This is a genomic window from Mangrovimonas sp. TPBH4, assembly GCF_001280505.1.
GTDB lineage: Bacteria > Bacteroidota > Bacteroidia > Flavobacteriales > Flavobacteriaceae > Mangrovimonas_A.
Genome location: NZ_LBIO01000050.1, coordinates 68,634 through 82,261 on the forward strand (window position 1 = coordinate 68,634; position 13,628 = coordinate 82,261).

Genomic DNA, 13,628 nt, shown 5'->3' on the forward strand with positions numbered 1-13,628 from the left:
TGTAATTTTAAATAATTAAGTCATGGAAGCAAATTATTTATTGCCTCATCGGTTTAAAACCATAGGCTGGATCCTGTTAATTGTCGGCCTTATTATCGGGGGTGTGTTATTGTGGTTTGGATATGAATCAAATCTATTGACGGTCAAAGTACTTTCTATCTACAACGAGGATTCTATTCTTAATGAGACTAAAGGCTTTTTTAAATTGGTTGATAATAGTATTGTCGATGAATTGGCGGCATTAATGATTATTGTCGGAGGCTTGTTTGTGGGCTTTTCAAGAGAAACGATTGAGGATGAATTCATCTATAAATTGCGAAGTGAATCTTTGGTATGGGCTGTTGTTTTTAATTTCGTCATCTTGATTTTTGCCATATTGTTTGTCTACAATTTTACATTCTTTCACGTGCTGGTGTTCAATATGTTTACACCGCTAATCTTTTTTATTGTTCGCTTTAATTTCCTAAAGCATAAATCGGTGGATTATGAAGAATAACATCAAAGTAGAACGAGCAAGACATAACATGACCCAATCCGATTTGGCTAGAGCCATAGGTGTGAGCAGGCAGTCTATTAATGCCATAGAGCAAAGTAAATATGTGCCTTCTGCGGTATTGGCCCTTAAAATTGCAAAACTGTTTAAAGTACCTTTTGAGGAATTGTTCTTTTTGGAAGAAGGTGAATAGTATTTTGATTTGTTAAAAAAATAAGAAAATACATACGAAATTAAGCGGGTATTCGTTTCTTTAACAAATCAACTAATCATCAATCAAAAACCAATCAATGAAACAATTGCTATGTGTCATGGCACTGCTAAGTGCTGTAATTTGCTATTCCCAAAATTCATTACAAATCTCTGGAACAATCGTTTCCCAGGATGATAAAAGTCCTCTGGAAGCTGCTACAGTGTATTTGGAACGTATTCAGGATTCTACCTTGGTAACCTATACGATTTCGGATAAAAATGGACATTTTGAAATTCAGGAAAAAACATATGAAACTCACCTTAATTTGGTGATTTCATATGTTGGACTTCAAGAGCACAAGACTAAAATTGACCTTTCCAAATCTCCAATTAATTTAGGTGAAATTGCCATGGAATCCGCCAATGCTTTGCAAGAGGTGGTTATTACGTCTCGGGCGCCAATCACCATTAAAAAAGATACATTGGAGTTTAATGTCAAGTCCTTTAAAACCAAAAAAGATGCTACCGTAGAGGATTTGCTGAAAGAACTTCCAGGGGTAGAAGTAGATGAAAATGGAAAGATTAAGGTAAATGGAAAAGAAGTAAACAAAATTTTGGTAAATGGAAAGCCTTTCTTTGGGGACGATCCTACCATTACCACCCGGAACTTAACGAAAGAAATCATTGAGAAAATCCAAATTGTAGATACTAAAACCAAATCGGAAGCTTTTGCGGGAGAGGAAGGAGATACAGAAAACAAAACCATTAATTTAACCATCAAAGAAGAAAATAATAAAGGGGTTTTTGGTCGAGTAGCCGCAGGAGGAGGTACTGATAAACGTTATGAATTTGCCGGCATTGTAAATGTCTTTGATAATGACCAACGCATTAGCGTACTTGCAGGAGGGAACAATATCAATTCACCAGGTTTTAGTTTTGGGGAAATCCAAAAAATGTTTGGCGGTGGTAGCTTTTATGGCACCGGCAATGGGTCTTTTGTATTTAATGGCCGAAATTTTGGAGGGGGAGAAGGTATTACGGTGTCCAATAATGTTGGGGTTAATTTTGCGGACGAATTGGCCAAGGGAATCGATGTGTCTGCCGATTATTTTCTGTCGAGTAGTAATTCAGATAATGAAATTGCTACCAAGCGGGAAAATATTCTTCCAGATAGAAGGTACTTTACAGAGTCCTATGTAAATTCCAATTCCAATATTGATAACCATAGTTCAAATTTAGAGTTTGATATTGAGGTTGATTCTACATTTTTAATCAATATTAGGCCTTCTTTTAAGTTGTTGAAATCCGAGACAACCTATGCCAAAGAAGAATCATCTTTTGATGAGTTTGGAGCCTTAACCAATGCTTCCAATTCGTCCTCTTTTGTGGAAACCTTTGGAAGAAATTTCAGTAACGATTTTAATGTGACCAAACGTTTTGGGACTAAAGGGGCGTTTTTGAAATTTGATTTGAATACAGAATTTAATAGTACCGAAACAGATGATTTCGCCAATTCGCAAACTATGTTTGAGGATGATACTCAAAACATTGATAGGGATCAGTATTCTGACGGGAAACAAAATTTGGAAAGCCTTTTTGCTAGAATCACTTATAGATTACCGCTTATTGCCAAAACATTGTTTTTGGATTTTGAATATGGCACCAGAACCGAAACAAGAGAGAGCATAAGAAGTACCTTTGATTTCGACGATGCCGCTCAAGATTACACAAGTTTTAATGAGGACCTAAGTACCAATTTTAATTATACCAATAAACGAAATACACCGTCATTGGGACTATCGTACAAAAAGGAAAAGTTGTCTTTGGGTATGGAAGTAGGATATGTGTTCAGGACTTTGGAAAACCGTGATGAATTGAGACCTGAAATGAGCTTAAAGCAAAACTTTGAGGCCTTAGAATTGAATAGCCATATTAGTCATAGGTTCAGTCCTAAAACTTCAATGTATTCAGGGTATAATTTAAGTAATCAACCGCCACAAATCAGTCAGATGTCTCCATTTCAAGATGTGTCAGACCCCCTGAATATCGTGACGGGAAATCCAAATTTGGAGCCTGCTAACAGGCATTCTTTTTACGGAGGTTTCAACAGTTTTGACTTTCAAAAGAAAACAGGTTTTTGGGGATATGCAAGTGTGAATATTACCGAAAATCAAGTGGTTTCAAGGTCTGTAATCGATGAAGATTTGGTGCGGTATACTACCTATGAAAATGTAAATGGTAATCATAGTATTTATGTAAACGCTAGTTATACTAAAACTATTAAAATGGATAGTTTAAAAACATTGAGACTTAGAGTAGGTACACATACGAGTATTTCAAGAGCGGTTAACTTTAATAATGATCAGCAATACGCTTCAAAAAATAGAGCAATTGGTCCTTATGGAGGAATTGCATTTACATGGACTGACATTATGGAACTAGAGCCCAATTATAGGGTGTCTTTTAACAAGAGCACTTACAATCTTGAGGTTTTCGATGATCAAGAGTTTATCAGGCATGATTTGGGAATTAGAACCGCGACCTTTTTGCCGAAAAAATTTGAATGGCGTAATGATATAAAATACAGTTATAATCCCAATGTGTCTAGCGGATTTCAAAAAAGTGCTTGGTTTTGGAATTCAACGTTGGCCTATTCTGTATTAAAGGATCAAGGAACAATTACTTTAAAAGCCTATGATTTACTCAATCAGAATACCAATGCCCAACGTACGGCAACTGAGAACTATATTCAGGACAAGCAGAGTAGTGTGCTACAGCAATACTTTATGTTGAGTTTTAGTTGGAAGTTTAATAGTCTAGGAAAAAAAGGGGAGATAGATGATTTTGGAGGGTTTTAAGAGAAACAACTTTTATAACAAATAAGCAGCCTTTTGGCTGCTTATTTAATTTATAGTAAAAATGTTTTTATAATTGGAAAACTACCAGCTACCTCCAGCACCACCTCCAGAGAAGCCTCCTCCTCCAAAGCCGCCGCCAAAGCCACCGCCTCCTCCGAAGCCGCCACCGCCAAAACCACCTCCGGATCCAAAGCCGCCACCGCCACGGTAATTGCCACGGCCCATTTGGCTCAAGATAATGGCATCCCAAATATCAAAGCCGCCACGGTTGCCTGGACCACGTCCAGAGCCTCCGCCTCCGCGTCTGTTTTTTGAGATAGCAATCAAGAAAATGATAAAAATGAGAAGCATAAAAAGGATAAAACCGAACGGAATTTCTTCGCCTGTATCCTGCTGTCGGGTGCCTTTAAATTCTCCATTCAAGGCCATGAAAATGGCGTCGCTACCTTTGTCAAGTCCACCGTAGTAATCTCCTTTTTTGAATTCAGGGATAATGATGTTTCTCGTGATTTCTCCAACGACCCCTGCCGTTAGCATAGGCTCCACACCATAACCCGGAGATATGTGTATCCTACGATCATCGCGGGCCAAAAGAATGAATACGCCATTGTCTTCTTTGGCCTGTCCAATACCCCATTCATGTCCCCATCTAGGAGCAAGCAAACCAATGTTTTCACCTTTGGTGGTTGCAATGATAGCGACGACTATTTGGGTAGATGTGGTGTCGGAATATTTAACGAGCTTACGTTCCAGATTGCTTTTTTGATTGGGAGTTAAAAGGTCGACATAATCATACACGCTGGTTTGGAAATCGGGTGTAGGGGGAATATCGAATTGAGCAAACGTGGTTAAAGCACAAAACACACTCAATAATAGGCTAAGGCTGATATGTTTGATTTTGATAAGCTGCACTATCCTCTGGATATTTCGTTAGGTAATTCATCTATATCTCCGTCTTCAACCGGAAAGTGTACTTTCAGTTCGTGGCCGGCTTTTAGGATGCCATCTATAATTCCTTGCTTAAAATTTCCTTCTTTAAATCTCGATTGTATGGCGTCTCTAGTAGTGTCCCAAAAGTTTTCGGGCACTACGGCATCAATGCCTTTATCACCGCAAATAACGAAGTTGTGGTCGTCTACGGCAACATACAAAAGTACTCCATTGCTTAGTTTAGTATTGTCCATTTTAAGAAGGTGGAAGACTTCCTTGGCGCGTTCAAAGGGTGTTTCGTCCTTTGAGCTGCGTTCTATATGCACACGGATTTCGCCAGAGGTATGGTCTTCGGCAGTTCTAATGGCCTCAATTATTTCCTGTTCCTCTTCAGCACTAAGGAAATCTTCAATATTGGACATGGCGATTTATTTAAAGTCGAATTCTACATCCACTGGCTTTTCTGCACCAGGTTCGGAATCAAAGTATGGCTTGTCTTCAAAGTTAAACCAACCTGCCAAGATGGAATTTGGGAATGTTTTGACATGATTGTTATAAGGTCGAATCTTCTCATTATAACGTGTCCTTGCTGTTTGAATGGTGTTTTCAGTACTGGCCAATTCGTCCTGTAGCTTTAGGAAATTTTGGTTGGCTTTCAATTCTGGATAGCGTTCAACCGCTACCAATAAGCGCGAAAGTGCACTGCTCAAGCCGCCTTGTGCCGCATTGAACTGCTCCAGTTGCTCTGGTGTAATGTTGGTGGGGTCAATGGTTGTTGAGGTGGCCTTGGCACGAGCCTCAATAACATCTGTAAGGGTTCCTCGCTCAAAATCGGCAGCCCCCTGAACTGTTTTTACCAAATTGCCAATAAGGTCGTTTCTTCTCTGATAAGAAGTTTGTACATTTCCCCAGGCTTCACTCACCTCTTCGTTAAGTCGTACGGCAGTATTGTTAAATCCAACTGCCCAATTGTACAGACCAAAACCAATTACGGCTATAATAATTACCGGAATAAGCCACTTTTTCATAATAGTGTGTTTTAAAGTTGATTTTTGATTTTTATTAGTTGGGCTTTGATACCCTCTAATTTACTAATTATTTCAAAGGTACTCAGGGATTTTTGGCGTTCTTCTTTCAAATGGGTTTTGGCGCCTTCCAATGTAAAGCCGCGTTCTTTCACCAAATGGTAGATAAACTTGAGGTTATTGATGTCTTCAGGGGTGAATTTTCGGTTGCCCTTGGCATTCTTTTTAGGCTTAATAACATCGAATTCCTTTTCCCAAAATCTAATTAAAGAGGCGTTTACATTGAAAGCTTTGGCGACTTCACCTATACTGTAGTAGCGCTTTTCAGGAAGATTGATATGCATAATATATTAATCTAAAGATTGGTTTTCCAAAGAGGCTTTCTCCAGAAGTTTGTTGTATTCTTCTGCAGACAAGTTACCATAATAGAAGTTGATAGGGTTGATACGGTCATCATCCTTAAATACTTCGTAATGTAGGTGGGGCGCTTCAGACCTTCCGGTACTTCCTACAAATCCAATCAAATCGCCACGTTTTACCTTTTGGTTTTTGCGAACATTGTATTTGTACAGGTGGGCATAAAGGCTTACATAGCCATAGCCGTGGTCTATTCTAATGTGGTTTCCATAACCCGTGGAACGGTTGTCGGCACGAATCACCTTACCATCTCCCGACGCATAAACCGGGGTTCCCCTTGGAGCGGTAAAGTCCATTCCAAAATGGAACTTACGCACTTTGGTAAAAGGATCAGTACGGTATCCATAGCCAGAGGCCATACGGGTTAAATCGGAATTGCTGATTGGTTGAATGGCGGGAATAGAAGCCAGCAATTTTTCTTTATCGGCGGCCAATTCGGCAATTTCATCCAAGGATTTGGACTGTACCACAATGCGCTTTTGAAGCATGTCCATACGCTGACTAGTTTCCTTAATCAACTTTGAATTGTCAAAACCTTCAAGGCCTTTATAACGGTTTACCCCTCCAAAACCAGCTTTGCGCTGTTCTTCTGGGATGGGGTTGGCTTCAAAATACAAACGGTAAATGGTATTGTCGCGCTCTTCAACGTTGGCCAATACCTCTTGGGCTTCGTTCATTTTTTTGTTCAACAGTTGAAACTGTAACTGCATATTTTGCAGCTCGCGTGTTAGCTGACGTTCCTTCGGCGATTGAAAAAATTGGGAGGCAATAAAGTTTGAGATGAATCCAAATAGCCCCGCAGCCAAAAGAAACACAAGGGCATACTTAAAGGTTGTACGTTTTTTGCGCTCTATCTTACGGTACGAAAGGGTTTCTGAATCGTAATAATATTTTACCTTACTCATGTCGCAATTTATAGTATTTTTGCAGTTGAAAAATGCACTTTGAGGGAGCATTTTTATTAAGGAACGAACAAACCTACAAAAATATTTCCATTGTAAAATTATAAAAACAAATGCGAATATTTTCAGACGGTGAGCCTCAGGCCCTTAATTTAACAATATATTTGCAAGTAGTGTCAGGACTATTTTTGAAGTCTTGAACAAGTTTAAGAATTTAGATTAGCAATTTACATACATGAAATCTCAAGATATCCGTTCGAAGTTTTTAAGTTTTTTCGAAAATAAACAGCATGCCATCGTGCCCTCGGCTCCTATGGTTTTAAAGGATGACCCTACCTTGATGTTTGTCAATGCCGGAATGGTGCCTTTCAAGGAATACTTTCTGGGAAATGCCAAAGTGAAGGAATCGCGTATTGCCGATTCGCAAAAATGCTTGCGTGTATCTGGTAAGCACAACGATTTGGAAGAAGTGGGGTATGATACGTACCACCACACCTTGTTTGAAATGTTGGGAAACTGGAGTTTTGGGAATTATTTCAAAAAGGAAGCCATTGCATGGGCTTGGGAATTGCTTACGGAAGAGTTGGGAATTGATAAGGATATCTTATATGTGACCGTTTTTGAAGGAAGCGAGGACGACAATTTGCCGATGGATCAGGAAGCCTATGATTTCTGGAAAGCCATTGTTCCTGAAGACCGCATTTTAATGGGGAACAAGAAGGATAATTTCTGGGAAATGGGAGATCAGGGGCCTTGTGGACCTTGTAGCGAAATCCATGTGGATATTCGTTCTGCAGAAGAAAAAGCAAAAGTTTCCGGGAAAGATTTGGTGAATATGGACCACCCACAAGTAGTGGAAATATGGAACCTTGTATTTATGCAATACAACCGCAAGGCTAACGGAAGCTTGGAAAACTTACCGAACAAACACATCGATACCGGAATGGGCTTTGAGCGCTTGTGTATGGTCCTGCAAAACGTACAGTCCAATTACGATACGGACGTATTCACTCCATTAATTAGAGAGATTGAAACGGTTACGGATAAAGCTTATGGTAAAGATGAAAAGATTGATGTCGCTATTCGTGTGATTGCCGATCACGTAAGAGCTGTGGCCTTTTCCATTGCAGACGGACAGTTGCCAAGCAATACAGGAGCAGGGTATGTAATTAGAAGAATTTTACGTCGTGCTATTCGTTACGGATTCACCTTTTTGGAGCAGAAAGAACCATTTATATATAAATTGGCCGAAACCTTGAGTCATCAAATGGGAGAGGCTTTCCCAGAAATTAAGGCTCAAAAACAGCTGGTTTACAACGTGATTCGGGAGGAAGAACAATCTTTCTTAAGAACTTTGGAGCAAGGATTATTGCTGTTGGATAAGGTTGTAGAAGAAACAAAAGGAGATGTGGTGTCAGGTGCCAAAGCTTTTGAACTATACGATACCTTTGGATTTCCATTGGATTTAACCCAATTGATTGCCCGTGAAAAGGGGTATAGCATTGATGAGGCTGGTTTTGCAACCGAAATGGAGAAACAGAAAAGTCGTTCCAGAGCCGCTTCTACAGTAGAGGCTTCAGATTGGGTGATTTTGTTGGAAGATGAAGCTGAAGAGTTTATAGGATATGATACTCTAAGCGCTGATGTAAGATTGACACGTTATAGAAAAGTTACCACCAAAAAAGATGGTGAGCAATACCAATTGGTGTTCAACATGACGCCTTTTTATCCAGAAGGAGGAGGGCAAGTTGGTGATCAAGGATATATTGAAACTCCTAACGGGGATGTTATTTATGTAACAGATACCAAAAAGGAAAATAACTTGATTATTCATTACGCAAAGACGTTTCCAAAACATTTGGAGGATACTTTTAAAGCAGTTGTTGATGCTGAATTGAGAGGACTAACGGCTTCCAATCACACTGCAACTCACTTGTTGCACCAAGCGTTGCGCACGGTTTTGGGAACCCACGTTGAACAAAAAGGATCTTTGGTAAGTCCAAAATACTTACGATTTGACTTTTCGCATTTTGCAAAGGTAGATAGAGAGCAGTTGGATGCCATTGAAGAATTTGTAAACGCTCGTATTCTGGAAAATCTTCAATTGGAAGAAAAACGCAACATTCCAATGCAGCAAGCTATCGATGAAGGTGCCATTGCGTTGTTTGGAGAAAAGTATGGTGATGCTGTGCGTGCCATTCGTTTTGGAAAATCCATGGAGCTTTGTGGGGGGACTCACGTAGCACAAACAGGCGATATTTGGTATTTCAAGATTAATTCGGAAAGTGCTGTGGCAGCTGGTGTACGTCGTATTGAGGCCATTACCAATGTAGCGGTGAAAAATTATTTTGTGGATGTGGATAAGGACTTTGATGCCTTAAAGCAAACCCTTAAAAATCCGAAATCAACTGTGAAAGCTGTGGAAGGTTTGCTGGAAGAAAATACAGCCCTTAAAAAACAGATAGAACAATTACTTAAAGATAAGGCCAAGAACCTAAAAGGCGATTTGATTAATGAGCTTAAAGAGGTGAATGGTATTCAGTTCCTAGCTAAGGAAGTAGATTTGGATGCAGCCGGAATTAAGGATGTGTCTTTTGAATTAGGTGGCCAGTTTGATAATTTGTTCCTGTTGTTTGCAACAAAACAAAATGGTAAAGCATTGTTGTCTTGCTATATTTCCAAGGAAATTGTGGCGGACAGAGGTTTAAATGCGGGCCAAATTGTTAGAGAACTTGGGAAGCATATTCAAGGAGGCGGTGGTGGACAGCCGTTTTTTGCCACAGCAGGAGGTAAGAATCCTGAAGGTATTGCAGCAGCACTGGAAGCTGCCGCGGAGTACCTGAACTAGATATATGAAACTACAAACAGAAATACCTTTAAACCCCCAGCAGCACAATCTGATAGATTACAATTCTAGATTGATCCTGTTGGGGTCTTGTTTTGTTGAAAATATAGGGGAGAAGTTAGCTTATTTCAAATTTCAGAATACCTTAAATCCTTTTGGAATTCTGTTCCACCCATTGGCCATAGAAAGTTTACTGCTCAATACCCTTAACGACAAAGCATACTCTGAAGAAGATGTGTTTTTTCATAATGAACAATGGCATTGTTATGCAGCCCATTCTAAATTGAGTGCCTCTTCAAAGGACGATTTGTTACAAAATTTAAACCTAGCTATTCAACAAACAAAACAAGCTCTTGAAGCATCCTCTCATATTGTCATTACACTTGGAACCGCTTGGGTATACCGCTTGGTAGAAAATGATGAAGTGGTGGTTAATTGCCATAAAGTGCCACAAAAAAAGTTTAAAAAAGAATTATTATCTGTTGATACTATTGCTGAATCGTTGCAAGCAATGGTGGCCTTGACTAAAAGTGTGAATCCAAAAGTGTCTGTTATATTTACGGTGTCTCCGGTAAGACATTTAAAGGATGGTTTTGTAGAAAACGCCCAAAGTAAGGCCCATTTGATTTCTGCGGTACACCAAGTCGTAGAGCCAAGAAGTCAAACCTACTATTTTCCTTCCTATGAAATTGTCATGGACGAGTTGCGTGATTACCGATTTTATGCTGAAGATATGGTACATCCCAATCCAACAGCTATTAACTATGTTTGGGAGCGGTTTAAAAAGGTATGGCTCCATGATAGTACAGAACCTATGATGAAGATGGTGGATACGGTTCAAAAAGGAATGATGCACAGGCCTTTCAATCCAAATTCAGAAGCGCATCAAGAGTTTTTAAAATTACTTGAAGAAAAAAAGGAAGTGCTTTTAAGGCAATTCCCTTTTATGAAATTTTAAGGATATTAAATAAAAAAAGCCCGAGTCAATCACACCTCGGGCTTTTCCATCAATCAAAATCATTTATCAAACATGTAATCAATCAAGCTTTCTATTTATACAAGGTCAAGTTTTCTGCTCAAGTTCAACCAGCCACCTCCGTTGACAACTTCAATGCCATGGCTTTTTAAAACACTTGCTGCAGATCCAGAGCGCATACCGCTGGCACAACAAGTGATAACTGGTTTGTTGAGTTTTTTGATATCTTTAACCTTGTTTGCTATTTGTGGTAGCGGGATGTTTTTGGAACCGGGAATGGCCCCTCCGTTGTATTCACCAACGCTTCTAACATCTATAATTACCGCTCCATTTTCGTAAAGTGATTTTAATTCATCAGATTTATTTCCGAATAGCATATCTAGTATTCCCATAATCATTTTTTATTTTGAGCAAAGTAACGCAATGTTTTTCATCAAAAAGGTGACTAAGGTTACATTAGTGTCTTGACAATGAAAATGTTATGAGTAAATCATTGAGTTTTAACAAGCTGTAGTTTAGACTTTTATAGGCCTGTTGCAATTTTAATTTTTATGAGAAACGGACTGATTTTATCGGTGAACGACACAGTTGATTTTGTAGGATTACACTTAATCTTCTTTAATTGCTTCTCGTCGAAAAAACTTAAGGTTGAGAGGATTATGTTATATATTAGTCTTGCTATTAATCAATTTTTTAAAAAGGCGTCAGTTATACTTTTTGCGTGGCAAGAATGATCTGATGCTTTTTTTTGTTCCAAATCCAAAACCAACCAGCTAAATTTTTTTGAGTTATAATTGGTTATTTCAGCTTAACGCTGTCTGGGACCAAAACCGTGTAGTCTCCGTGGTTTCTTATCACATCTCTTACAATTGATGAAGAGATAAAGGAGGTTCTCGCCGATGTAAGTAAAAATACCGTTTCTATTCTCGAAAGTTTTCTATTGGTATGGGCAATGGCCTTTTCAAACTCAAAATCGGCTGGGTTACGTAAACCTCTCAAAATAAACTGCGCATCTATCTCTTTTGAAAAATCAATGGTCAATCCTTCGTAAGTAACAACTTTAACTTTTGGTTCGTCTTTAAAAGCTTCCTCAATAAACTGCTTGCGTTCTTCTAGTGAAAACATATAGGCCTTATCGGAATTGATGCCAATGGCCACGACCACTTCATCAAAAAGTTTTACGCCTCGAAGGATGATGTCGTAATGTCCAAGGGTAATTGGGTCAAAGGAACCCGGGAAAATTGCGCGTCTCATTATAGTTGTTAAGGGTTACAAGCTCCAAAGATACTTAATAATTTAAGAGTGTTTTGTTTTAAGGCTTTCTTCTATGGCGTTTTCAAACAGTTCGCCTAAACTTATGCCTGCCGCGGCCGCTTGTTGTGGAAGAATGCTGGCCTTGGTAAGTCCAGGAACCGTATTGACTTCCAATAGGTGAGGTTCACCGTCTTTAAAAATGTACTCACTTCGGCTGAAGCCTTTCATCTTTAAAACTTCGTAGACCTTTTTCGCTAGGGTTCGTACTTTTTCAGCTTGTACTTCCGATAAGCGGGCAGGGGTAATTTCCTGCGATTGGCCAAGGTACTTGGCTTTATAGTCAAAAAAGTCATTGTTGCTCACAATTTCTGTGATAGGGAGCACAGTAATTTCACCTTTATAGGTAATCACGCCTACAGAGACTTCTGTGCCATCCAAAAATGATTCAATGATGACTTCATCATCTTCCTTAAAAGCAACGTCAAGGGCGTTTTGGAATTCTTCTTTTTTGTATACCTTGGTGATACCAAAACTACTTCCGGCCTTATTGGCCTTTACAAAGCAAGGCAACCCTACTTTGGCTATAATCTCCTCTTCATGTATTGGGTCTCCTTGATTAAGATAATAGGAGTTGGCAGTTTTTATGTCATAAGGTTTTAGTGTACTAAGGCAGTCACGCTTGTTAAAGGTAAGGGCAGCTTGGTACATGCCACAACTGGTGTGCGGAATTTTCAACAATTCCAAATACCCTTGCATATAACCGTCTTCACCAGGCGTGCCATGAATGGCATTGAACACACAATCAAACTGGATTTTATTCCCTTCCACCATCACGCTAAAGTCATTTTTATCTACAGGGGTCTCCTCGTTTTTGGCATCTACATACACCCATTTATCCTTAAAAATATGGATGCGGTAAGCAATGTAAAGTTCGGGGTTCAGGGTTTCGTAAACTACCTGACCGCTCTTCAGGGATATTTCATATTCGCTGGAATATCCGCCCATTATAATGGCAATATGTTTCTTCATGACAGTACCCCGAAGGGAAGGAAATTCTTTATAAATAGTCTTTAAACGCTCACAGAACGTATGTAATATTAGGAAAGCTAAATTAGCATATTAAAGGAAAAGAAAAAACCTTTGAGTTTTATATATTTGCCCTAACTTAAAATCATTACATGAGTCTTGTAAAGTTTCTTACCAGTAAAGTTTTTTTAAAACAATTAGCCCTAGCCTTAGCCGTAATTTTTGTGTTGTGTTTTTTGATGCTGCAATGGTTGAAAAGTACCACGAATCACGGTGAATTTGTGGAAGTACCAGAACTAAAAGGAAAAACCTTGGAGACTGTGGAAATTCAATTAAGCGATCGCACTTTGCGTATGGAAATTCAGGATTCAGCCAATTACAATCCTGATTATCCCAAGTATTCGGTTATTGAGCAATATCCACTGGCAGGTACACAGGTAAAGGAAAACCGCAAGATTTATGTAATATTAAACCCGTCTGGTTACCGTAAGGTTGCGGTGCCGGATATTGTAAGACGTACGTTCCGTCAGGCCAAGCCTACTTTGGAAGCTTTAGGATTTGAAGTAGGAAAAATTAGATACGTAGACGATTTGGGTAAAGATGAGGTAATTGATGTAGAATTTGAGGGCCAAGTTATAAAGGCTGGAGATATGTTGCCGTTGACCTCAAAAATTGATTTAGTATTGGGTAACGGAAACAGGGCAGAATAA

The 13,628-nt window shown here is 39.1% G+C and carries 14 protein-coding genes; 6 read left to right on the forward strand and 8 right to left on the reverse strand.

Annotation, left to right across the window (positions count from 1 at the left end; translation table 11 throughout):
• Positions 1-22 precede the first annotated feature (22 nt).
• The 3 genes from ZA05_RS10910 (at position 23) to ZA05_RS10920 (ending at position 3,543) form a co-directional block, all read left to right on the forward strand.
• Entirely contained in the window at positions 23-496 is a 474-nt protein-coding gene (locus ZA05_RS10910) for a hypothetical protein (RefSeq protein ID WP_053991728.1), read from the forward strand.
• Complete coding sequence (locus tag ZA05_RS10915) at positions 486-686, forward strand: helix-turn-helix transcriptional regulator (RefSeq protein ID WP_053977371.1); 201 nt, start codon at positions 486-488, stop codon at positions 684-686. The genes ZA05_RS10910 and ZA05_RS10915 overlap by 11 nt, the downstream gene beginning before the upstream one ends.
• A gap of 97 nt (positions 687-783) precedes the next feature.
• Entirely contained in the window at positions 784-3,543 is a 2,760-nt protein-coding gene (locus tag ZA05_RS10920; RefSeq protein WP_053991729.1) for an outer membrane beta-barrel protein, read from the forward strand.
• Positions 3,544-3,624: 81 nt separating this feature from the next.
• On the opposite strand, the gene ZA05_RS10925 is transcribed toward ZA05_RS10920, so the two are convergent.
• From ZA05_RS10925 to ZA05_RS10945, 5 genes are read right to left on the reverse strand one after another with little or no spacing between them, the layout of a single operon-like run.
• Positions 3,625-4,455: a YgcG family protein gene (locus tag ZA05_RS10925; protein ID WP_369793858.1), complete on the reverse strand. Its 831-nt coding sequence runs from the start codon at positions 4,453-4,455 to the stop codon at positions 3,625-3,627.
• A complete protein-coding gene (locus tag ZA05_RS10930) occupies positions 4,455-4,895 on the reverse strand; it encodes a TPM domain-containing protein (protein WP_053991730.1) in 441 nt (146 codons plus the stop codon). Before ZA05_RS10930 ends, ZA05_RS10925 begins: the two co-directional genes overlap by 1 nt.
• Positions 4,896-4,901: 6 nt before the next feature.
• Positions 4,902-5,501 (reverse strand): LemA family protein, encoded by a 600-nt coding sequence (locus ZA05_RS10935; RefSeq protein ID WP_053991731.1) that lies wholly within the window; start codon positions 5,499-5,501, stop codon positions 4,902-4,904.
• Between the two features lie 11 nt (positions 5,502-5,512).
• The gene (locus ZA05_RS10940; RefSeq protein ID WP_053977374.1) at positions 5,513-5,842 is read right to left on the reverse strand and encodes a MerR family transcriptional regulator; all 330 of its coding nucleotides are present in this window, start codon (positions 5,840-5,842) and stop codon (positions 5,513-5,515) included.
• A 6-nt stretch (positions 5,843-5,848) separates the two neighbouring features.
• The gene (locus tag ZA05_RS10945; RefSeq protein ID WP_053991732.1) at positions 5,849-6,820 is read right to left on the reverse strand and encodes a M23 family metallopeptidase; all 972 of its coding nucleotides are present in this window, start codon (positions 6,818-6,820) and stop codon (positions 5,849-5,851) included.
• A gap of 232 nt (positions 6,821-7,052) precedes the next feature.
• Between ZA05_RS10945 and alaS the strand changes: the two genes are divergently transcribed.
• Both alaS and ZA05_RS10955 read left to right on the forward strand, forming a co-directional pair.
• Positions 7,053-9,665 (forward strand): alanine--tRNA ligase, encoded by a 2,613-nt coding sequence (alaS, locus tag ZA05_RS10950; protein ID WP_053991733.1) that lies wholly within the window; start codon positions 7,053-7,055, stop codon positions 9,663-9,665.
• A 4-nt stretch (positions 9,666-9,669) separates the two neighbouring features.
• Positions 9,670-10,620: a GSCFA domain-containing protein gene (locus ZA05_RS10955; protein ID WP_053991734.1), complete on the forward strand. Its 951-nt coding sequence runs from the start codon at positions 9,670-9,672 to the stop codon at positions 10,618-10,620.
• A 95-nt stretch (positions 10,621-10,715) separates the two neighbouring features.
• Here the strand turns inward: ZA05_RS10955 and ZA05_RS10960 are convergent, their stop codons facing one another.
• The 3 genes from ZA05_RS10960 to ZA05_RS10975 all read right to left on the reverse strand — a co-directional run bounded on the left by ZA05_RS10960 (position 10,716) and on the right by ZA05_RS10975 (position 12,921).
• Positions 10,716-11,030, reverse strand: coding sequence for a rhodanese-like domain-containing protein (locus tag ZA05_RS10960; RefSeq protein ID WP_053991874.1), 315 nt, complete (start codon positions 11,028-11,030; stop codon positions 10,716-10,718).
• A 406-nt stretch (positions 11,031-11,436) separates the two neighbouring features.
• On the reverse strand, positions 11,437-11,892 hold the full coding sequence (gene coaD, locus ZA05_RS10970) for a pantetheine-phosphate adenylyltransferase (protein WP_053991736.1): 456 nt from the start codon (positions 11,890-11,892) through the stop codon (positions 11,437-11,439).
• A gap of 42 nt (positions 11,893-11,934) precedes the next feature.
• Positions 11,935-12,921 carry a D-alanine--D-alanine ligase gene (locus ZA05_RS10975; RefSeq protein ID WP_053991737.1) on the reverse strand — a complete coding sequence of 329 codons (987 nt, stop codon included), beginning with the start codon at positions 12,919-12,921 and terminating at the stop codon, positions 11,935-11,937.
• Positions 12,922-13,070: 149 nt separating this feature from the next.
• Between ZA05_RS10975 and ZA05_RS10980 the strand changes: the two genes are divergently transcribed.
• Entirely contained in the window at positions 13,071-13,628 is a 558-nt protein-coding gene (locus ZA05_RS10980) for a PASTA domain-containing protein (RefSeq protein WP_053991738.1), read from the forward strand.